At 58.5% G+C, this 20,753-nt stretch carries 19 protein-coding genes; 15 read left to right on the top strand and 4 right to left on the bottom strand.

Annotation, left to right across the window (positions count from 1 at the left end):
* Positions 1–2: 2 nt before the first annotated feature.
* A complete protein-coding gene (locus RDL66_RS05275) occupies positions 3–1,745 on the bottom strand; it encodes a hypothetical protein (RefSeq protein WP_308535761.1) in 1,743 nt (580 codons plus the stop codon).
* Between the two features lie 101 nt (positions 1,746–1,846).
* Here RDL66_RS05275 and RDL66_RS05270 point away from each other — a divergent pair, with 101 nt between their 5' ends.
* Positions 1,847–3,271, top strand: a complete 1,425-nt coding sequence (locus RDL66_RS05270) for a hypothetical protein (RefSeq protein WP_308535714.1) — start codon at positions 1,847–1,849, stop codon at positions 3,269–3,271.
* A 28-nt stretch (positions 3,272–3,299) separates the two neighbouring features.
* Here the strand turns inward: RDL66_RS05270 and RDL66_RS05265 are convergent, their stop codons facing one another.
* The 3 genes from RDL66_RS05265 to RDL66_RS05255 form a co-directional block, all read right to left on the bottom strand.
* The gene (locus tag RDL66_RS05265) at positions 3,300–4,067 is read right to left on the bottom strand and encodes an amino acid ABC transporter ATP-binding protein (protein WP_308535712.1); all 768 of its coding nucleotides are present in this window, start codon (positions 4,065–4,067) and stop codon (positions 3,300–3,302) included.
* Positions 4,068–4,092: 25 nt separating this feature from the next.
* The gene (locus tag RDL66_RS05260; RefSeq protein ID WP_308535710.1) at positions 4,093–4,746 is read right to left on the bottom strand and encodes an amino acid ABC transporter permease; all 654 of its coding nucleotides are present in this window, start codon (positions 4,744–4,746) and stop codon (positions 4,093–4,095) included.
* Between the two features lie 87 nt (positions 4,747–4,833).
* On the bottom strand, positions 4,834–5,661 hold the full coding sequence (locus RDL66_RS05255; RefSeq protein ID WP_308535708.1) for a transporter substrate-binding domain-containing protein: 828 nt from the start codon (positions 5,659–5,661) through the stop codon (positions 4,834–4,836).
* A 214-nt stretch (positions 5,662–5,875) separates the two neighbouring features.
* On the opposite strand from RDL66_RS05255, the gene ftsZ reads away from it, so the two are divergent.
* The 14 genes from ftsZ to RDL66_RS05185 all read left to right on the top strand — a co-directional run bounded on the left by ftsZ (position 5,876) and on the right by RDL66_RS05185 (position 20,729).
* Positions 5,876–7,387, top strand: a complete 1,512-nt coding sequence (gene ftsZ / locus RDL66_RS05250) for a cell division protein FtsZ (protein ID WP_308535760.1) — start codon at positions 5,876–5,878, stop codon at positions 7,385–7,387.
* Positions 7,388–7,607: 220 nt separating this feature from the next.
* Positions 7,608–8,072, top strand: a complete 465-nt coding sequence (locus RDL66_RS05245) for a cell division protein SepF (protein WP_299294339.1) — start codon at positions 7,608–7,610, stop codon at positions 8,070–8,072.
* A gap of 103 nt (positions 8,073–8,175) precedes the next feature.
* Positions 8,176–8,475, top strand: a complete 300-nt coding sequence (locus RDL66_RS05240) for a YggT family protein (RefSeq protein ID WP_308535758.1) — start codon at positions 8,176–8,178, stop codon at positions 8,473–8,475.
* Between the two features lie 130 nt (positions 8,476–8,605).
* The gene (locus tag RDL66_RS05235) at positions 8,606–9,271 is read left to right on the top strand and encodes a DivIVA domain-containing protein (protein WP_297721672.1); all 666 of its coding nucleotides are present in this window, start codon (positions 8,606–8,608) and stop codon (positions 9,269–9,271) included.
* Positions 9,272–9,353: 82 nt separating this feature from the next.
* Positions 9,354–9,869: a signal peptidase II gene (locus tag RDL66_RS05230; RefSeq protein WP_308535705.1), complete on the top strand. Its 516-nt coding sequence runs from the start codon at positions 9,354–9,356 to the stop codon at positions 9,867–9,869.
* Positions 9,866–10,780 carry an RluA family pseudouridine synthase gene (locus RDL66_RS05225; protein ID WP_308535704.1) on the top strand — a complete coding sequence of 305 codons (915 nt, stop codon included), beginning with the start codon at positions 9,866–9,868 and terminating at the stop codon, positions 10,778–10,780. Before RDL66_RS05230 ends, RDL66_RS05225 begins: the two co-directional genes overlap by 4 nt.
* An 86-nt stretch (positions 10,781–10,866) precedes the next feature.
* On the top strand, positions 10,867–14,541 hold the full coding sequence (dnaE, locus tag RDL66_RS05220; RefSeq protein WP_308535702.1) for a DNA polymerase III subunit alpha: 3,675 nt from the start codon (positions 10,867–10,869) through the stop codon (positions 14,539–14,541).
* Between the two features lie 123 nt (positions 14,542–14,664).
* Positions 14,665–15,996 (top strand): histidinol dehydrogenase, encoded by a 1,332-nt coding sequence (gene hisD / locus RDL66_RS05215; protein ID WP_308535700.1) that lies wholly within the window; start codon positions 14,665–14,667, stop codon positions 15,994–15,996.
* The gene (locus RDL66_RS05210; RefSeq protein ID WP_308535699.1) at positions 15,997–17,136 is read left to right on the top strand and encodes a histidinol-phosphate transaminase; all 1,140 of its coding nucleotides are present in this window, start codon (positions 15,997–15,999) and stop codon (positions 17,134–17,136) included.
* Entirely contained in the window at positions 17,133–17,747 is a 615-nt protein-coding gene (hisB, locus tag RDL66_RS05205) for an imidazoleglycerol-phosphate dehydratase HisB (RefSeq protein WP_308535697.1), read from the top strand. Before RDL66_RS05210 ends, hisB begins: the two co-directional genes overlap by 4 nt.
* An 18-nt stretch (positions 17,748–17,765) precedes the next feature.
* Positions 17,766–18,551 carry a hypothetical protein gene (locus tag RDL66_RS05200; protein ID WP_308535695.1) on the top strand — a complete coding sequence of 262 codons (786 nt, stop codon included), beginning with the start codon at positions 17,766–17,768 and terminating at the stop codon, positions 18,549–18,551.
* Positions 18,548–19,201, top strand: coding sequence for an imidazole glycerol phosphate synthase subunit HisH (hisH, locus tag RDL66_RS05195; RefSeq protein ID WP_308535694.1), 654 nt, complete (start codon positions 18,548–18,550; stop codon positions 19,199–19,201). The genes RDL66_RS05200 and hisH overlap by 4 nt, the downstream gene beginning before the upstream one ends.
* Before the next feature lie 37 nt (positions 19,202–19,238).
* Positions 19,239–19,973 carry a HisA/HisF-related TIM barrel protein gene (locus tag RDL66_RS05190; RefSeq protein WP_308535693.1) on the top strand — a complete coding sequence of 245 codons (735 nt, stop codon included), beginning with the start codon at positions 19,239–19,241 and terminating at the stop codon, positions 19,971–19,973.
* A gap of 36 nt (positions 19,974–20,009) precedes the next feature.
* Positions 20,010–20,729, top strand: a complete 720-nt coding sequence (locus tag RDL66_RS05185) for a glycerophosphodiester phosphodiesterase (RefSeq protein ID WP_308535691.1) — start codon at positions 20,010–20,012, stop codon at positions 20,727–20,729.
* Positions 20,730–20,753 lie beyond the last annotated feature (24 nt).

Here is a 20,753-nt window from a genome sequence, read left to right as displayed (position 1 = left end):
GTTTATCCCGCCAACAGAGACAAATCGTCCAATAGCGCGCGAGGTTTGCCCGAAATAGTAGCATCCACGAACTCGTCCGCTCGCACCAGCCAGTTGCGTGCCGCGCTTAAATCGTCTAACTGCCAATAGGCTTGCACCAGGTAACACGCTAAACGCAGCGACTGGCGGTGATCGTCGAGTCTCTCCCCGATTTCCAGCAACAGTTCGCCCGTGTCGATAACTTCGTTCCATTTTCCGGCCGCGGCCAGGAACGTCACCCGGTTAGCCCCCAGTACCAAGCGTTCCTTATCGGCAGAAATCGCGGCCGGCAGCGCCGAGAAATCGACCGAGTCCTCGAAAGTTCGCAACTGTTTCTCAACCTCGGCAACCTGTTGAACGTCCAGCAGTCGAAATTCGGGAACGGGTTGTCGCAGCCAGGATGGGTCGTTTAGGTCAGGCAGCACCCATTCCGGACTGGTTTCGCTCAAACCCTGTTCGGCCAACAGATTTTTCACCCCGAAACGGGCGCTCAAAAGGTCTTTTACCGAAGCGAAAGAACACAGCGGGGCTTCGTGCAGGCTCTGGATGACCCGCGTGGACATGGTGTTGTTAGCGTTACGGGAGTCAAAAGCCAGAGCAAGTTTCATGGCAACCGACTCGAGCCGGGCTTGTGCCAGCGCCAAAGTATCGGCCGGACTGAGGCTCTCGAACGGAAGCCAACGATTCGACCCGTTGATTGCAAAGCCGAGGTGCGGCACTTTTATGCCCGTCCCGATGAAAGCCCCCACGGCTCGGGACAGGAAAGTTGCCGCCGAACGGGTCGCCACCAGCAAATCCCAAGGGTCCTCGGGGTTAGAGAACCACTGCGCGTGAGTTTCCAGCAGCTCCAAGCCCTCGGGGATATTCCAAGTGGCCGCGCAAAAACGCAGGTGGGAGGCAATGTCTCCGAGGTATTGCGACGTTTCGGTTTGGTGACGGTAAGAGCGTTCGTGGGCGCGCCACGCCGCGTCACCTTCTCCTGCCCAAGACAGCGGCAGCATCAGGAGGGGGTTGAGGTCGTCCGGTTGAATGCACTGCCAGTCCGCCTCGGCGCTACGTTCCAAAGCGTCTCGGTACAGAGAAAGCGCTTGGGCAAACTCCGAGGAGTTGACGGCCCAGGCGATGCGGGAACGGTAATGATGCAGGGGACAGTCCGCCTCGTCGCGAACCTCGCGGGGTATCTCCTCGAGGGCAGAAATGATTTCGAGGGCTTCGCGGGCGGCTTCGCGGTGGCCTCGCCCCAGCTCCACCTGGTGGCGGGTAATCCAGCGGGAACGCAAGGAAATGCCCGCTTGCGCCGTGAAATATTCCATCCAGAAGGTCAGGTGTTCGATGAGTTTCGCACTCACGCCGGGGTGCCGGGCCGCCAGGGTGGGGATTTGGAGCAGCTGTTGGGCGATAACCTGGTTTTGAGTCTTGGTGGGAACCATCTGACCGTGCGCGACCTGCTGGAGCACCCACGACAGAGTGGCCAAAGCATATTCGGTGTCGCCGGACTCGAGGGCATCCCACACGAGTTCCAAGCGGACGGTGATTTCCGTTTCGTCTAGGCCGTGTTTGTGAGCCAAAGACGCCAGTTCCTCCAGGCGGTGCAGGCGCTCTGGACCCAAGGGGTCACCCAGGGCAGTTTCCAGATCATCGCCAATCTGCGTGGCGAGAATCTCTGGATCCACTCCCGGAACGAAACCGTCGGACTCAAAAATGCTCATCAGCACCCATTCTTGCATATTCACGAGTTTCCCCAGTCCGGTTTCCCGGTGTGTCACACGTGCCCGGGCGGTGAGCCCCGGTATGGTGAGTTTAACCGGGATAGGTAAGGGGGAGCCTGTTGAGCATAACGTTTTCAGATGATGCTTACTCTTTCGACTCCGCGCCGGATGATTCCGCCCCCTACAGCGCGGCGGTGTTGGCCACGCAGTTAATGAATGCGGCTTCGATTCCCCCGGGGCTACCGCGCACGAAAGCGACCTTGGACGTGGTCAGTGCGGCTCGTGACGCGGGTTACGACGACTTGTTGGCCGGGGCCGAACTGGAGCTAATTGGCTGCTATCTGGAAGGACGCAACCCCGGCAAGGCGCTGGAAGCATTTTCCTCCACTTTGACGCGCTTGCTGCATCGCCCGGAACTCTACGACTCCCGTCAGCTGGAGCAGCTCTCCCGGTACTATCCCGAGGTCATCGAAAGCGCCTGTACCCACCCCGACGTTCCCCTGTCGCTGCTGAATCATTTATTGGCCGGTCTGCAAGCTCTACAAGTCAGCCTCGGACCCTCGCCGGCCGCCGGAGACTACCTGCGCTACCGGATGCGCGAAGCCTTGGGAAACCCCGCTAGTGACCGATACTTCTTGGATCGTGCCATCGACCGAATTACTCCCGCGGATCATCCGGCGCTGGGACGCGCGGTCGATATTTCTCAGGTGGAACTGGCCTGGGATCGCCACCCGGAACAGGCGTTGCAGGTGTCGTGGCGGATGCTGACTCACGAGGTTCCCGGCCCGCAAAAGGCGCGGCTGCTGCGGGTGATGCTACCCGGGCTGGTCACTACCGATGCTTGGCAGGTTGCCTGGGAAGCACACTTGGTGGCTTATGAATATGATCGTGAGGAATCCCGACTGTCTGAGATTTGTGAGCACTTCCGTTTCTTGGCGGTGGCGGGAATGTGGCCACGCCTGCTCCTGTTGCTGGAACGGCACCTGGGTCTCATTCGCCAGGCTCACGACCCATGGGATTTGTTGGTCGGTCTGCGGGCTATCGTCGGGTCGCTGGAGGCTTTGGACTGGGCGGGATACGGGAATTATTCCTTGAAAGTATCTCTGGCTCCGGCCTCACGTTTCCACGAGATTCCGGCTCTGGTACACCCGAGTGTGGCGCAGGCTCGCGATTTGCTGGGGCAGGCAGCCGCGACCCTGGCGGCTCGCTATGACGAGCGCAACGGCAATGTTGAGGTGTCGTCGTCTTTGGGTCTGCTGGATTCGCATCCCCTCCCTGACGGTCTGTTGTTGCAAGGCAATGAGGGGGACGCGCGGTTTATGGCTCGGCTGCTGCGGGCGCGGGCACTGTTGGAATGCGACCAAGGGTTTGATGCTTTGTTGCTGCTGGGAGGGTTGGAACAGACGAACTTCCCTTCCGTGCGGCGTCTCGGTCCCGAGATTCGGATGCTGACTTCACTAGCGCGGATGCAGATGTCTCACGACTCCGCCAGTGCCGCGGAATCATCGACCGCCGAATCCAACCCGGAAACGCAATCTGCCTAGCTTTGCCGCTGCCCTCCCAAAAGCGGCGTTAGCGGGGCTGTTCGCCCTGCAGCTTGTGCAGGAACTGGCGAGTGCGTTCCTGAGTGGGGTGGTGAATGAGCTGTTCCGCGGGGCCTTCTTCCAGTACGGTGCCGCCGTCCATGAAAACGGCACGATCCGCGACTTGGGCGGCGAACTCCATCTCGTGAGTGACGATAACCATCGTCATGCGTTCGTCGGCCAGAGAGCGGATAATGGCCAGGATTTCGCCGGTCAGCTCGGGGTCCAGCGCGGAAGTCGGCTCGTCAAAATACAGCATCCGCGGTTTCAACGCGAGTGCCCGGGCGATGGCTACCCGCTGCTTTTGCCCCCCGCTCAGCTCGGAAGGGTAGGCATTGCCTTTGTCTGCTAGGTTCATGCGTTCCAGGAGCTGTTGGGCTTCGGCGCGGACTTCGGTCGGGTGACGATGTTGCACTTTAATCGGGGCATCGGTGAGGTTGCGCATGACGTTCCAGTGGGGGAACAGGTTGAAGTTCTGGAACACCAGTCCGTAGTCGTGCCGAAATCGTTTTTCGTCGCCGCTCGAGGTTTTTTCACCATTTTTCATGGATAGGGCGGTTTCCCCGAAGTATTCGATGCTCCCGGAATCCATGCGGTCCAGGAAAGTGGCACAGCGCAGCAAGGTGGACTTTCCCGAACCGGAAGGGCCCAGAATCGCCAGGACCTCGCCCTGCTCGACCTGTACGCAGACCCCTTTCAGGACGGCTAGGTCGCCGAAACTCTTGTACATATCTTTGATGAATAGTGCGGTGCTCATGATTCCCTACTTTGCTGGTGACATCTCAGATTTGGTATTTGCTGACGCGTTTTTCCAACTTGTTCATGGTCATGGCCACCACCATGTTAAAGACGTAATAGAAAATGCCGGCAGCGACGAAAGGCGCCATCGAAGCGGTGGTGGAGGCGTATTCCCTGGCGATGGAAAACATTTCCAGGAAAGAAATAACCTGGGCTAGGGACGTGTCCTTGACTAGGGTGATGACTTCGTTAGTGATGGAAGGCAGCACCGTGCGAAACATCTGGGGCAGCTTGATGGTATAGAAAGTGCGCTGCTGGGAATAGCCCAGAACAAACGCCGCTTCAGTTTGTCCCTGGGGGATAGCTTGGAAACCGCCGCGATAGATTTCGGCGAAATAGGCGGCGTAGTTGATAGAAAAAGCAATGATGGCAGCCCAGAAATTGTAAGAGGCACTGATAGGCACTTTGAACAGGTAATACGGCCCAAAATACACGACCATGAGCTGCAGCATCAGGGGAGTCCCGCGCATAATCGAGATATAGAACTGGACTACCCAGTTCAGGGGTTTAAACGGAGCCACCCGCCCGGCGTACACCAGTAGTCCCAGGGGGAGGGAAATGACCAGCGTCAGTGCGAACAAAATCACGGTGCGGCCAAAGCCCAGGGCCAGTTCAGGAAGGAAAGTCCACTCGTTCATGTTGCATTCTTAAACTGAGGAGTTTTCGGTGCCGCTTAGTGCTGTCCCGCGCTGAAAGCAACACCGAAAACTCAACTTTGGCTACGTTTACTTGGTGATGACGGCGTTTTCCAAGCCGTATTTCTTGGCGAGTTCCATGAATTTGCCGTCCGCAACCATCTCGTCCAGGGTGGCTTGCACCTGGTCACGCAGAGCTTCGTTGCCGAGTTTGAAGCCCACGCCGTACTGTTCGGTCTGCACCGGCTTTTCCATGATGGTGAACAGTCCCTTTTTGCGCGTCTCCAGCTGGTAGTTGGCGACACCGATGTCCACGGCAACCGCGTCGGCAGCCCCCGCTTCCAAACTCATGAACGCATTGTTGTAGTCGGGAACTTTGCTGAGGGTTTTGAATGAAGCAAGCAAATCCTTGTTGGCTTCGTCCTCTAGGGCTGCCAAGCCGGAAGAATCAGCCTGCACTATGACGGTTTTGCCCGCCAGAGCCGCGGCGTCTTTCAGGTTGTCGGCGCTGCGGGTCACAAAAACAATGGAGTTATCTACATAAGGTTTTGACCAGGTGTACTTGTCCTCGCGGCCGTTCATGGTGAAACCGTTCCACAAGCAATCCACAGACCCCGAATCGAGCTGCATATCTTTGGAGTCCCAGTCGATGGGTTTCTTTTCCAGGGTCCATTTGTTGCGCTTCGCCACCTCAGCGGCCAAATCCAAGTCGAAACCTGTGTATTCCCCAGTCTTTTCATCCTTGTAACCGTAAGGCGGGAAGTTCGCGTCAAAGCCGACCACGAACTTGTCGCCGGTACTTTTCGTGGAGTTGTCCCCTGCGGCACCGGCGTTTTGCGAAGAGGCTCCGCCGCAAGCAGTCAAAGAAAAAGCCACGGCGAGACCTGCCGCCAAGCTGACAATTTTTTTCAAAACCATTGTCTTTCCTTTAGATAGTGAAAATTGCTTTTGTCTTTGCAGTCTAACAGCGCGGCCGTCGGGAATTAAACCTCGTCAGAAATCCGAGCAATTTCAAAACACGCCGAGGCGCATCCCGGTATATTGCGCAACACTCACTAAATTTTTGGCGTCAAAAAGCCGACATTACTTTAACCCTTAAGTTCAAGGTTAAGGTTGGAAGGGGAAAATCATGATGGAACCAGCACCACTGGCGGTCATCCGTGTCGTAGGCGTCGGAGGCGGCGGTGTTAACGCGGTAAACCGGATGATTGAGTCGAATCTGCGCGGTGTCGAGTTCATCGCGATTAACACCGATGCGCAAGCGCTGTTGATGTCGGATGCGGACGTCAAACTGGAGATTGGCAGGGAGTCTACCCACGGTTTGGGCGCAGGAGCCGATCCGGAAGTTGGCAAGGCGGCCGCGACCGCTCACGAGGACGATATCCGCGAGGTACTGCGCGATTCCAATATGGTCTTTGTGACTGCTGGAGAAGGCGGTGGCACCGGTACAGGTGGAGCTCCGGTTGTGGCCGGTATCGCCCGCGAGCTCGGCGCTCTGACCATCGGTGTGGTCACTCGTCCCTTCCAATTTGAAGGTCGCCGGCGCGAGCAGCAGGCCGACCGCGGTATCGAAGCGCTGCGCGAACAAGTCGATGCCCTCATCGTGATCCCTAACCAGCGCCTGCTGGAATCCACGGACACAAATCTCTCAGTTTTGGATGCTTTCCGTGCCGCTGACCAGGTCCTGCAATCCTCCGTGCAGGGTATCACCGAAATTATCACCATCCCCGGTACCATCAACGTCGACTTCGCAGACGTGACCACCACCTTGAAAGACGCCAAGACCGCACTGATGGGGATTGGGACAGCCACCGGCCCGGATCGAGCCCTCATTGCGGTGGAGATGGCGATTTCTTCGCCATTGCTGGAAAGCTCCATGGACGGTGCCGACCGAGTCCTCATCTTCTTCCAAGGTGGAACGGACTTGGGGATGCAAGAGATGAACGACGCGGCCCAGATGGTTCGCGAACTGGCCGATCCGGAGGCAAACGTCATCATCGGTTACGCTCCGAACGAAGAATTTGCCGATGAGATTAAAGTCACGGTTATCGCTGCGGGTTTCGAACGCGAAGATGGGAACACATCCTCCGCCCGAGCCACCCAGACCGCCTCTGCCGCCCGCTCGGCGGCACATCCCGCCCCGGCCGCTCCGAGCGCCAAGCCGGCCACTGCGACCCGGGCTAGTGAACCGAGCGAAAAGCGGACGGTACCGCAGTCGAGCGCGGAAGCTCCCGCGGCAGCGAAACCTGCCCCGGCACCTGCTGAAACCGCTTCTGAAAAGGAAGAAATTCTCGACGGAATCGAAGCCCGACTGGCTCAACACCGCCACGAATCCTCCGCGAAAGTTCCCGAGCTGAAAGCTCCGAAGTTTCCCGCCGGCACCGAGGCAATGGGCACGTTGAAGCCCAAGCCTGAGCCGCACCAACCGGAAATCAAACTCACCGGGCTGAGCGGAATTCCTGACGCGAAACGCGAGCCGCTGGCTGTTACTTCCGGGATTCGGCCGGTGTCTCCCGATGCGGCGAGCGTGCCGGACTACGTGGATTCCTCGCGGGAACAGCACGCCCCGGCACTGCGCTTGGAACAGGTTTTCGATGACATCGCGGGGGACGATGAACTCGACATCCCGGACTTCTTAAAATAAGTCCGCCGCCTCCAGATAGCGAGGCTGTTTCACCCGAAACTTTCTTCGCATCTCCCAAAAGAAAACCGTTCCCGTCGTTGACCTCCAGTCATCGACGGGGCGGCTTTCGCGATTTTCGCTCTGATTAGCGACACTCCGCAACAATTCTCCACTAAAACACCTGTTATCACGTAATCTCATTCCAGTTGTCCAATTCACACTGAAACCTAGGGGAGAAATTATGGGTCTGGCGCTGCGTAACGTTCTAGAGAAAGTCGGCTTGCGGGAACCCGAAATCGACGATTACGACGACGAGGAATTCATCGAAGATGAAACTCCTTTGGGTGAGGTTCGCGAATTTCCCGGTTCCACCGAATCGGAAACTGCCTCTCATCACACCCCGGAAACTCCGGCTGAGACTCCGATTGGCACGATTGACCGGATTAAGACGGCCAAGCCCACCACATATTCTGATGCCAAAGAAATTGGCGACTACCTGCGCGATAACGTGCCAGTCATCCTCAACCTGGCCTACCTTTCCGCCAAGGAGGCGCAGCGTATGGTCGACTTTGCTTCCGGCTTGACTTACGGTCTGCGCGGTTCTTTCGAGGAAGTCGGAACCCGGGTGTTCCTGCTTTCCCCGCAGCACCTTAAGACTATCGAGGCGACCCCGAAACCGTCGTCTTCCTTACTGCAGACTTTGTAACTGCTAACCTCCTTCCATCCTGAGGTTCCCCCGTCGCACGTAGCGGTGGGGGAACCTTGGTCTGTCTAGCCGGCTGGCGTCAGGTAGGATGGACTGCGTGAGTATGGTGCAACTGATTGGCCTAGTTATTTACTATGCGATAAACGTCTATGTTTTCATCCTGATCTTGCGGGTAGTTCTGGACTGGGTGCAGCTTTTGGCCAGGGATTGGCGCCCCAAGGGGATTATCTTGGTGTTTGCTAACTTGATCTATGCCCTGACAGATCCACCGGTGCGGTTCTTTGGGCGTTTGATACCTCCGCTGCGTATCGGTGGATTGGCCCTTGACATGGGTTTTTTAGTGCTTTTTATACTCCTGTTCTTGTTGCAATGGTTGGTGGTCAGGCTGACTTTTATGGTTTAGCCGCCGCGTTTTCGTTTTCATCACGCTCCGCGATTAGTAAAATTTCCCCCTTTCGGAGTAAGTTTTAAACCTCAGTATTCACACAAGTAACAAAAAATGTGTAACAATATCTTTTGTACAAAACGTGCGAATGCCCAAAAGGTTTTGGAAGTCGGGGCGCAAGCCCCCTGATACGGACGAGGTGACGAATATGGCGTTGCTCACCACAGATGACATCGTCAACAAGAAGTTTCAGCCCACGAAATTCCGCGAAGGCTATGACCAGGATGAAGTGGACGATTTCTTGGACGAGGTGGTGAATACCCTCGATACCCTGACCAAAGAGCGTGACTCGCTCCGGGCCGAGCTGGAGGAAGCGAACCGCAAGATTGCCGAGCTGTCCAGTGGCGCAGCGCCGACTACGCCTGAAGCTCCGGCGGTGGAACCGGTTGCCGAACCGGTCACACCCGAACCGGCTGCTATGGTGGAACCCGCACCGGGTGCGGGGGAGGTTCCGGCGTCAACTTCCGCAGTTTCCATGCTGGATATGGCGCAGCGTCTGCACGACGAATACGTGCAAGACGGTCAAAAGAAGAGCGAAGAAATCATTGCCAACGCTCGTGTCGAAGCCGACCGCATTATTGCTGATGCAGAGCAGGAGCATTCCCGCGTACTGGCTCAGTTGGAGCAGGAACGCGGTATGTTGGAGCGCAAGATCGAAGAGCTCAAGACTTTCGAATCCGAGTATCGCGCCAAGATGAGTTCGTTCCTAGAGGGCATTCTTTCAGACTTGGCGGATTCCGCACCGACCAACTAAGTTGTCGTTCAAATCCATCTCTAACCGTCAGCCGACGGGAGATCCCCACCGATTCTCTCGCTGGCTGACGGTGCTTTTAATCATGGCGGCGGTGGGGGGCATCGACCAGATAACGAAACGCCTCGCCTTGCGCTTCCTGGCCGCCGATACCGCACCGCAGCCTCTGCTGGGCTCGTGGGTGACCCTGCACCTCACGCACAACCCTGGCGCCGCTTTGTCTATCGGCCAGGGGCAGACCCTGGTCGTCACCGTCTTTAGTCTGGTGTTGGTGTTTGTTTTGACCGTGTTGTCCTTTCTGACGCGCACCAGGACGTGGGCTTACGTTTTGGCGGTCGTGTCCGGAGGGGGGATGGCGAACCTGGTCGACAGGTTCCAAGGCCCGACCTGGGGTACCGGAAAGGTCGTGGACTTTATCGATTACTTCGGGTGGTTTGTCGGCAATGTGGCTGACATTTTCGTAGTTGTCGGGGTGGCGGTGATTTTCGTTTTGCTGCTTCGAGGTGTGCCGCTGTTCGCCCCTCCGCAGCCTGAATCTGCCTCAAGGCGCGCCGAGGCGGGTGCAGATCCGGATTGTTCCGTAAAGGATAAAGATTCGTGAGTCGTTTGTTGCCGGTACCGGAAGGACTCTCGGGACTTCGCGCTGACGTGGGGCTGTCACGGCTGCTGGGGCTGTCCCGAGCAAAAGCAGGAGCCCTGCTGGAATCCGGAGCGGTCACGCAAAACGGTGAGATCCTCAAAAAGTCTGATGAACTGACCCCGGGAAGTCTGCTGGAAATCGAAATTCCTGAACCTGTCGGCTATGTTCCGGAAGTTACCCGCGTAGAGAACTTAGGAATTTTATATGCCGATGACGATTTGGTGGTGGTGGATAAGCCGGCTGGAGTCGCTGCGCACACCGGCCCCGGTTGGGAGGGACCCACGGTAGTTGGGGCGCTTAGGGCTGCCGGGATTCGCGTGTCAACGTCCGGACCGGTGGAACGCGAAGGCATTGTGCACCGTCTGGACGCGGGAACGTCGGGGGCGATGGTGGTTGCGAAATCCGAACTCGCCTACGGCAAACTGAAGAACGCGTTTCGCTACCATCGGGTCGAAAAAATTTACACCGCCCTTGCCACAGGAAAGGTGAAACCCCCGGTAGGGACCATTGACGCCCCCATCGGTAGGGCTCCGGGACGGGAGTTTAAGATGGCGGTCGTGTCCGGGGGCAAGCCCGCGGTGACGCACTACGACGTCATTGAGGAGCTGCGGGGGGCGACCTTGTTGAAAGTTCAGTTGGAGACCGGGCGAACCCACCAGATTCGCGTACATCTCGCGGCTATCGGGCACCCCCTGATGGGAGATACGGAATACGGAGCGGATCGAAAAACGGCGGCTCGGCTGGGGCTGGAACGTCAATGGCTGCACGCCAGTCGGCTGGCGTTCAAACATCCGCGGACCGGGCTGGAGGTCGCGGTGCAGGCGCCGCTACCTGCAGATTTAGCGGCAGCTTTAGAGCTTTTGCGCCAATAATCAGGCCGAAATTCGCGACTCGCGGCCCCACCTGCGGGACTGGAACCTGGCGGGCTCGCCGCGGAAAAAACGACTAGGATTGACCCATGCCAAGTTCCGATTTTGTTCACCTCCACGTCCATACCGACTACTCGATTTTGGATGGGGCGGCAAAGATTAAGCGGCTGGTTGCAAAAGCGGTAGAAAACCAGCAAAAGGCCGTGGCGATTACCGATCACGGTTATTTGTTCGGGGCTTTTGAGTTTTATAAAGAATGTCGTGAGGCCGGGATTAAACCCATTATCGGATTGGAAGCCTATGTCACTCCGGGGACTTCACGCTTTGACACCACTCGAGTCCAGTGGGGCACTTTGGAACAGCAAAAGGCCGGTGACGACGTGTCCGCCCGCGGCGCTTACACGCATATGACGCTGCTGTCCCGGACCACAGAGGGGATGCACAATCTGTTCCGGCTGGGCTCGTACGCCTCTCTGGACGGACAGATGGGCAAATGGCCGCGGGCTGACCGGGAACTGTTGGAACGCTACCACGAGGGGCTGATTGGCACGGCAGGCTGTCCCTCCGGGGAAGTCCAGACCCGGCTGCGGTTGGGACAGTACCAGGAGGCTCGGCGTGCTGCCGGGGAACTACAGGACATCTTCGGCAAAGACAATTTTTATGTGGAGCTGATGGATCACGGTCTGTCCATCGAAAACCGCGTGCGTAAGGACCTGCTGCGCTTAGCGCGGGAAATCAACGCACCTGTCATCGCTACCAACGATTCACACTATGTCTATAAGGAAGACCGGGAAATCCAAGACGCGATGCTGTGCATTAACTCCGGGGATCGGCTGTCTAACCCGGATCGGTTCCGCTTTGATGGCACGGACTACTATCTGCGACCCAGCGGGGAAATGCACGAACTGTTTGCGGAAATCCCTGAGGCTCTGGACAATACCCTGTTGATTGCCGAGCAGTGCGACGTCGAATTCCCGGATGTGAAGGAAGGCACCTTCATGCCAGTTTTCCCGGTGCCAGCCGGAGAGGACGAGGTGTCTTGGTTTATTAAGGAAGTCGAACGTGGCTTACAGTACCGGTTCCCGAACGGGATATCTGAGGAAGTCCGCAAACGCGCCGACTACGAGGTTGAGATTATTATCCAGATGGGATTCCCCTCGTACTTCCTGATTGTTTCGGATTACATCCAGTGGGCGAAAGACAACGGGATTCGGGTCGGGCCGGGGCGCGGCTCCGGTGCTGGTTCCATGGTCGCCTACGCCATGCGTATCACGGATTTGGACCCCATCAAGCACGGGCTGCTGTTTGAACGTTTCCTCAACCCGGAGCGGGTGTCCATGCCGGATATCGACGTGGACTTCGACGATCGCCGCCGTCAGGACGTGATTGACTACGTGACCCGCAAATACGGCAAGGACAAAGTGTCCCAGGTCGTGACCTACGGCACGATTAAATCAAAGCAAGCCCTTAAGGACGCAGCGCGCATTTCTGGCGCGGATTTCTCTAAAGGGGAAAAGCTCACCAAGGCGATGCCGCCGGCGGTCATGGGTAAGGACATACCGTTGTCCGGCATATACGATTCGCAGCATTCCCGATACAAGGAAGCTGAGGAATTCCGCAAAGTCGTGGCCGAGGACCAGTTTAATCGCCAAATTTTTGACCTGGCAGCTGGGGTGGAAGGCATGGTGCGCCAGTGGGGGGTACACGCGTGTGCGGTCATCATGTCGCGGGAAACCTTGACTGACGTCATTCCGATGATGAAACGCCCGCAAGACGGAGCCATGATTACCCAGTTTGACTACCCAACTTGTGAACACCTGGGCCTGCTAAAGATGGACTTCCTGGGGCTAAAGAACCTGACCATTATTTCCGATGCCTTGGACAACATCAAGATTAACGGGAAAACCCCGCCCGACCTGGAACGTTTGGATGTTGACGATGAGGCGACTTACGAACTGTTGTCCACGGGCGAGACCTTGGGAGTGTTCCAGCTCGATGGTGGGGGGATGCGCACCTTGCTGAAGCAGTTGCGGCCTACCGAGTTCGACGATATTTCCGCTCTTGTGGCACTCTATCGGCCCGGGCCGATGGGAGCGAATTCCCACACGAATTACGCATTTCGCAAGAACGGGTTGCAAAAGATTGAGCCGATTCATCGTGAGCTGGAGGAACCGCTGAAAGATATCCTCGGCTACACCTACGGCCTGATTATCTACCAGGAACAGGTCATGGCTATCGCCCAGAAAGTCGCCGGATTTACCCTGGGGCAGGCCGATATTTTGCGTAAGGCCATGGGGAAAAAGAAGAAAGACGTCCTGGCCGAACAGTACGTGAAGTTCCACGACGGGATGATTGCTAACCACTACTCGGAGGATTGCTGTAAAACCCTGTGGGATATCCTGGTACCTTTCGCCGACTACGCGTTCAACAAATCTCACTCGGCGGCTTACGGGCTAATTGCCTACTGGACCGCTTATCTTAAGGCGAACTTCCCGACTGAGTATATGGCGGCCGTGCTGACCACCCAGACAGATAAAGACAAGCTGGGAATGTATTTGAACGAGGTGCGCCGCATGGGGATTAAGGTTTTGCCTCCTGACGTGAACCAGTCCTACGGGGCTTTTGCACCTGACGGCAACGACATTCGTTTTGGCTTGGCCTCGATTCGTAACGTCGGAGAAAACGTGGTGGCGGAAATCATCAAGGCGCGCCAAGAAAAAGGCGCCTACACTTCCTTTTCCGATTTTCTGAAGAAAGTTCCGGCGGAGGTTTGCAACAAACGCACCATCGGTTCGCTGATTAAGGCCGGGGCTTTTGACACGTTCGGAGCCTCGCGCCGCGCGCTCACCGCGATTCATGAGCAGGCAGTGGAAGCGGTGGTATCCACGAAACGCCAAGAGTCCAACGGACAGTTCGACCTGTTTACTGCCTTAGAGATGGATGGAGCAGATTCCCCAGACAATTTACTGGGCTCGGCCAATATCGATATACCCGATATCCCGGAGTGGCCCAAGAATAAACTGCTCGCGTTTGAACGTGAAATGTTGGGGATGTACGTCTCGGACCACCCCCTTTCGGGAATGAAACGGGTGTTGGAAGGCCTAGCTGAGGACCGTATCGTGGATTTGACCTCGGACGAGGGCAAAGGCAATGATTCCCGAGTAAAAATTGCCGGTCTGGTAACAGCGGTGAACGTAAAAATTTCCAAAAGTTCCGGCCAGCAGTGGGCGATCGCGAAAATCGAAGACATGACCGGCTCTGTGGAAGTGCTGTTCTTTGCGAAAACCTACGAAAACATTGCCGCTGACCTGGTCCAAGACAATATCGTGGTGGTCGGCGGACGGCTGCGTCGCGAGGATGAATCCGTTTCGATCTATGGCAGCGACCTGAGCGTGCCGAAATTATCGTTGCATCTGGATCACTTGGACGAAGTCGATCTATTGCTGCCTGCCGAGCGCTGCACCCCAGAAAATATGCGCGCCTTTGGGGCTCTGCTGGATCGTTTCCCCGGCCAGGCTCCCGTGCGTCTGCATATTTTGGAGCAAGGGGAGCTGCAAGTCCTGGACTTGGGTCCCGAACGCCTGGTGAACGCCGGTCCGGATTTCTTAGGTGAGCTGCGCGCCATGCTGGGGTATGACTCGATTATCACTCCGGGAACTAACCCCTTAGAATCCACAGCGGCCGCCGAACTGGCCGAACTGGATCCGAATCCCGACCAGTCTCAAGATCCCCCGGCGGACACCCTGTTCGACACCGGCAGCTAGCTGGGTTTCCACGCTGCGGGTTGTCCCGGTAGTTCCTCGCGGTTTTTCACCAGGCGGGTCGTCTTGACGCACCGGGTTTGCGGGGTTTTCGGGGCTGGTCAGTTAGCTGTTAATATAAATACCGTGTTCAACGTATTGGATTTTTCAAAAGAAAACGTGGATGCCGCGGTGCTGCGCGAGCGGCTTCCCCGGGCGGCCCTCAATGTCGAGCGGGCGGTGGAGGCGGTGGCGCCCCTAATCGAGGAGGTGCGCCGCGAAGGGGCGAAAGCCCTGCGCGACCAAGCCGAGCAGTTCGACCAGGTGCGTCCCCGCCTGTTGCGGGTCCCGGCGGCTGAAATTGAGCGAGCTTTACAGGAACTGGATCCGGGGCTGCGCGAAGCGATTGAAACTTCCATCGCCAATAACCGGAAGGGTCACGAGGCGCAGCTGCCTCGCCCGGTCGTCACCGAGATTATTCCCGGCGGCACCGTTACGCAACGCTGGATTCCGGTGCGGCGCGTGGGTCTGTACGTGCCGGGCGGGCTCGCGGTCTATCCCAGCTCGGTCATCATGAACGTGGTGGCGGCACAAGTGGCGGGGGTGGACCAGATTGCTCTGGCCTCCCCGGCGCAGCGGGCTTTCGACGGCTCGGTACACCCCACCGTGCTGGCGACCTGCGCCTTATTGGGTGTGACCGAAGTCTATGCCATGGGCGGGGCCGGAGCGATTGGTGCGTTTGCCTACGGGGCAAAGGGCGAAACGCCAGACGATGGTCAGGTTTTGGTGGAGCCTGTGGACGTCGTTACCGGTCCGGGCAATATCTACGTCGCGGCCGCGAAACGCGTGGTGTCCAGTGTCTGCGGTATCGACGCGGAAGCCGGCACCACCGAGATTGCCATCATTGCTGATAGCAGCGCCACGCCGAAATTTGTCGCTGCGGATTTAATCAGCCAAGCCGAACACGACCCGGCAGCCGCCTCGGTCCTGATTACCGACTCAACCGAACTTGTGACCCAGGTGAGAGCGGAACTGGAGCGCCTTGTGCCCCAACGTGACCACCACGAACGTATCACCACCGCCCTATCCGGACCGCAGTCGGGCGCCATCCTCACTCGGGATATCGAACAATCCATCGCCGTGGCGAACGCTTACGGAGCCGAACACCTCGAAATTCAAACTGCTGATGCCCGCGAAGTGGCAGCAAAAATTCACAATGCGGGGGCAATCTTTGTCGGCGACTACACCCCGGTGCCGCTGGGGGACTACCTGGCAGGCTCCAACCACGTCTTGCCCACCGGAGGCACGGCCTCCCACGCTTCGGGCCTGAACGTGATGGCTTTTCTGAAGTCCGTGCAACAGATTGAATACACCCAACAGGCCGCAGACGCGCTGACCGACCGCCTAATCGTATTCAGCCATGCGGAGGACCTGGAAGGCCACGGGGCGTCCCTGCTGGCACGTCGGGAAGGCAAGTAGATGAGCGCAACAGACGCCCTCGTCACGCCCGATGACGCCATGCAACTGCCCTTGCGGGAGGACTTGGCGGGGCTCGAACCCTACGGGGCGCCGCAGCTGCAGGTGCCGGTGGCCATCAATGTGAATGAAAACCCCTATCCGGTGCCGGCTCCGGTGGTAGAGGCAATTACCGCGGCGGTGCACGAGGCGGCGGGCAGCTTGAATCGTTATCCCGACCGGGATTTTCCGGCTCTACGCCTTGCCCTGAGCGATTATCTGGAGCGGGAATCCGGAGTGCGGGTGGCTCCGGAATGGTTGTGGGCCGCCAATGGCTCCAACGAGGTCATGCATCATCTGTTCAGCGCTTTTGGGGGACCGGGACATCCGGCGCTGTCGTCCTCGCCCACGTACTCGATGTATCCCGAATATGCCCGCAACACCTTGACCGAGTTGCTGGACGTGCCGCGGCGAGAGGATTTCTCCGTGGACGTGGCTGCGTTGAAGCAAGCCGTAGACCGCGCACACCCGGCGCTGCTGGTGCTGGCTTCCCCCAACAATCCCACGGGAACCCACCTGAGCTCCGCGGACGTGGCTGAAATCCTGAGTTTTACTCGCACCAGCGGACCGCAGGGGAGCGCGACCCTGGTGGTCATTGACGAGGCCTACGGCGAGTTTCGCCGTGACGGGGTGCCTTCCGCTTTGGAACTGTTGGCGGCGCACCCGCACCTGGTGGTGTCCAGAACTATGTCCAAGGCTTTCGCGATGGCCGGATTGCGGTTGGGGTACTTGGCGGCTCGTCCCCAGATTATTTCCCAGCTCATGCTGGTGCGATTGCCTTATCATCTGTCGGCTCTGACTCAGGCGGCAGCTCTGGCGGCGCTGTCCCAGTCAGATTTGCTGCAAGCCCAGGTGGACAAAATGCGCCACACTCGCGACCTGATGGTGCAAACCCTGCGAGAAATGGGGTTGAGCGTGGCAGAATCGGATACGAACTTTGTTTTCTTTGGAAAGTTCAGCGACCGCCAAAAAGTCTGGCAAGATTTGCTTGACCGCGGCGTGTTGATTCGCGTAGTCGGACCCGATGGCTGGCTACGAGCCAGCGTGGGCACCGAGGAGGAAACTGAGCTGTTTCTTTCCGCCCTAAAGGAGGTATTGCAATGAACGAAACTCGAACCCCCCGGGTGGCGCAGGTCACGCGGGAAACGTCGGAATCTCAGGTAAAGGTGCGGGTGAACCTGGACGGAACCGGCCAGGCCAACATACACACTACGGTTCCGTTCTATGACCACATGCTCACCGCTTTGGCGCGTCACTCCCTGATTGATTTGGACATTGCAGCCTCGGGAGACACCGACATTGATGTCCATCACACGGTGGAGGATACGGCTATTGTTTTGGGGCAGGCTCTGCGCGAAGCGTTGGGGGACAAGGCCGGTATCCGCCGTTTCGGCGACGCGTGCGTGCCGCTGGACGAGGCTTTGGCTCACGCCGTGGTGGATTTGGCGGGACGGCCCCACGTCGTCTGTGAAGGGGAACCGGAAGGCCAGCAGTATCACCTCATCGGCGGGCACTTTACCGGTTCGTTGACTTATCACGTGTTTGAGTCCCTGGCGCTGAATGCCGGGATATGCCTGCACCTGCGCCTGTTGGCGGGACGCGATCCGCATCACATCGTGGAGGCCCAATTCAAAGCCTTGGCGCGGGCGTTAAAGGCCGCGGTGGAATACGATCCGCGGGTGGTGGGCGTCCCCTCCACCAAAGGAACTCTGTAACGTCGGGGAAGGCTAGTGATGAGTGAACCGCAAGAACCCCGAAATCCCGAGGACAGAGGGGACAAACCTGGCGATCAGCAAGCCTACGATGCCGAGTTTGCCGACCTCATCGCCAAACTCGGAGATGTTGACTTTGAGCCCGAATCCCCGGTGACAGGTTCGGACGAAACGCTGGATTTACCGGAAGAGCCCGAGCCTCCGCTGGTGGACAGGCGTGCCACCGCATGTTTCCTGACCCCGGTCGCCTCGGCGGAAGCCTTGGGGGCGCTGTGTGCGTTGAGCGGCATCTCAGCAGTGGTGGTGCCGACGGATGCCGGGGCGCTGGTGGTGCAAAACTTGGAGCTGACCGAAGAACAGTGGGGAATGGCGCTGCTGGTGGAAAGCCTCAATGAGCTGGACTCGGATTTGGATACGGTCGCGTCCACGCTCACCGAGATTATTCGGATGCCGGTGGTGGTGTTTTCTGCTCTGCTGGCTCCCGGTACCGAACAGGAGCCCGGAGTGACCGGTCAGGTTCTGGCGGGTCGCTGGTCCAATCAGGCTTTTGAGACGGATTTGCCGGCCGGACTGGTCATCGCGCAGATGCCTATCGTGATTGAAGACCTAGTGCTGGGGCGGGTTAATCCGGCGGACGTGGACGGGGCGGTAGATACCGTCGATATGCCCCGCTGGAAAGCGCTGCGAATGCTGGGTAAAGGCATCATAGAATCCCGTGAGGAACGCCGGCGCCAACGTGGTCAGGCTGATTCCGGTGACGACGCGGCCTGGGGTGCGGATTCAGAAGGGCGGGGGGACGCCTCATGACCGCCCCTCAAGTTGTCGTTCTGGATCACGGTTACGGCAATGTGCTTTCCGTTGCGCACGCCCTCGAGCGGGCGGGAGCGCGGGTGTCTCTCTCAGCTGACGCGACGGAAGTTGCCCAAGCAGACGGTTTGGTGGTTCCGGGAGTGGGAGCGTTTGCGGCGGTGATGCGTTCCCTGCAAGCCTCGCGGGCACCCCAGATGATTGAGCGTCGGCTCGCCGGAGGCCGCCCGGTACTGGGCATTTGCGTCGGGCTGCAGGTCATGTTTGAAAGCGGCGACGAAAACGGGGAAGTGACTGCCGGACTGGATCAGTGGCCCGGAATGGTGACGGCTTTGCCGGCGGCGCGTTTACCGCATATGGGCTGGTCAAAAGTGCATGTCCCAGCGCAGTCGCAGTTGCTGGCGGGGCTTGACGGACAGAGGTTCTATTTTGTGCACTCTTATGCTTGCCTCAGTGACCCCGCAGAGGCCTTGGGAATGGATGAGGAATCACGGCGGCTGTTCCGCCCCCCGCTGGTGTCTTGGGCACATTACGGAGCCGATTTTGTGGCGGCCGTGGAAAACCGGGCCTTGTGCGCCACCCAGTTCCACCCGGAAAAGTCTGGACCGGCCGGGGCACGCGTGTTCGCAAACTGGTTAGAGATGCTCTAGAGGTAGCGGGTCGCAAAGACCCCGGAAAGGACTCTCAATGACACAAATGGTGCTGTTACCAGCAATTGACCTGGTTGACGGAAAGGCGACTCGGCTGACCGAAGGTAAAGCCGGAACCGAAAAAGTCTATGGTGAGCCTGTACAAGTTGCCGCAGAGTTCCTGGCCGCCGGGGCGCGCTGGCTGCATCTGGTCGACCTGGACGCCGCTTTCGGGCGAGGTTCCAACGCTGACCTGGTAGAGTCGCTGGTGAGGGCCTATCCGGATCTGAAGTTTGAGGTCAGCGGGGGATTGCGTGATGATGACTCGCTGTGCCGAATGCTTGATGCCGGAGCGGCGCGCGTGAACCTGGGCACCGCTGCAATCGAAAATCCCGAGTGGTGCGCCACGGTCATTGAGCGGTTTGGGCAGCGAATCGCAATCGGTTTAGATGTGCGCGGCGAGCGGGTTTATGGCCGCGGCTGGGTCAGTGAAGGGCCATTATTGGACCAGATTGTGCGGGATTTGGACGCCCTGGGTTGCGCCCGTTACGTGGTGACTGATGTATCGAAAGACGGCACTTTGACTGGGCCGAACCTGGAGCTGCTGGCTCATGTGTGCCAATCCAGCCCGGCAAAAGTCGTGGCGAGCGGGGGAGTGTGCGCCCTGCGCGACCTGCAAGCCCTGCGGGACTTGGCGGGGGTCCACCCCAACCTGGAGGGGGTTATCGTCGGCAAAGCCATCTATGAGGGGCGCTTTACGGTAGCCGAAGCTTTGGCGAGCCTCTCGGCATGAAGCCTCTGGGTTCGGATTGAAAGCGCGGCGAAATCTATGAAACATCTGGCAAGCAATCCTTACGCGTCGGATCGTGGCGATTTACTGCTCGGAACCCAGCGCGCCCTGGAACTGGCCGCGGCTAAAGATGTCGGGGCAGCGCAGTTTGAGCTGTTTTCAGCGCTGCGAACGGAGCGCCTCATCGTGGAGGCTCCCGTGGCGGTCTCGGGAAGCTGTGAGTCACCGACTTTTGCGGGTGTTTATTCCCCCTATGGGTTTGCCCTGCCGGTGTATTCCAGCGCAACGCGTTTCGCGGAGCTGACGAACCCGGAGGACCGGCCGCTGCTGGTCAATCCCTCGCGAATCGCCTTGGCGGCCTTGGCTACCGAGGGATTTTTGTGGCTGGATGCCCCGGTGGTACTGGGTAGCGCTACTGAGGCCAAGCCCTTGGCGCGTGACCCGGAGTGGATTCACGCCTATGCGCCGAGCATCTTGTTGGGGCCGCCCGCTTTGAATGCCCTGGCCAGCGGCGACGACTGGCTTCCAGCCTGGGATGATGCTGAACTCGCGACACTGCTCAGCTCGCTGTCAGCCCATACGGGCACCGAAATCGAGACCATCGCAGCCGGCCCGGCGGGGGGACTGATCGTCACAGTCCGCACCCCAGGCGACCGTGATGCTGCGAAACTTGCCGTCAAACGCTTCTATAAATCCCTGTTGCGGTCGCCAGAAATTCCCCCTCGAGCCACTTACGTGCAGCTCCTCCCCGTGCGCTGACGCCCGCCCTTGCTATCCACCCCA

The sequence above is a fragment of the uncultured Mobiluncus sp. genome (assembly GCF_902488535.1).
GTDB lineage: Bacteria > Actinomycetota > Actinomycetes > Actinomycetales > Actinomycetaceae > Mobiluncus.
The sequence above is the reverse complement of the archived record's forward strand: the minus strand, read 5'-3'. Positions and strand labels throughout refer to the sequence as shown.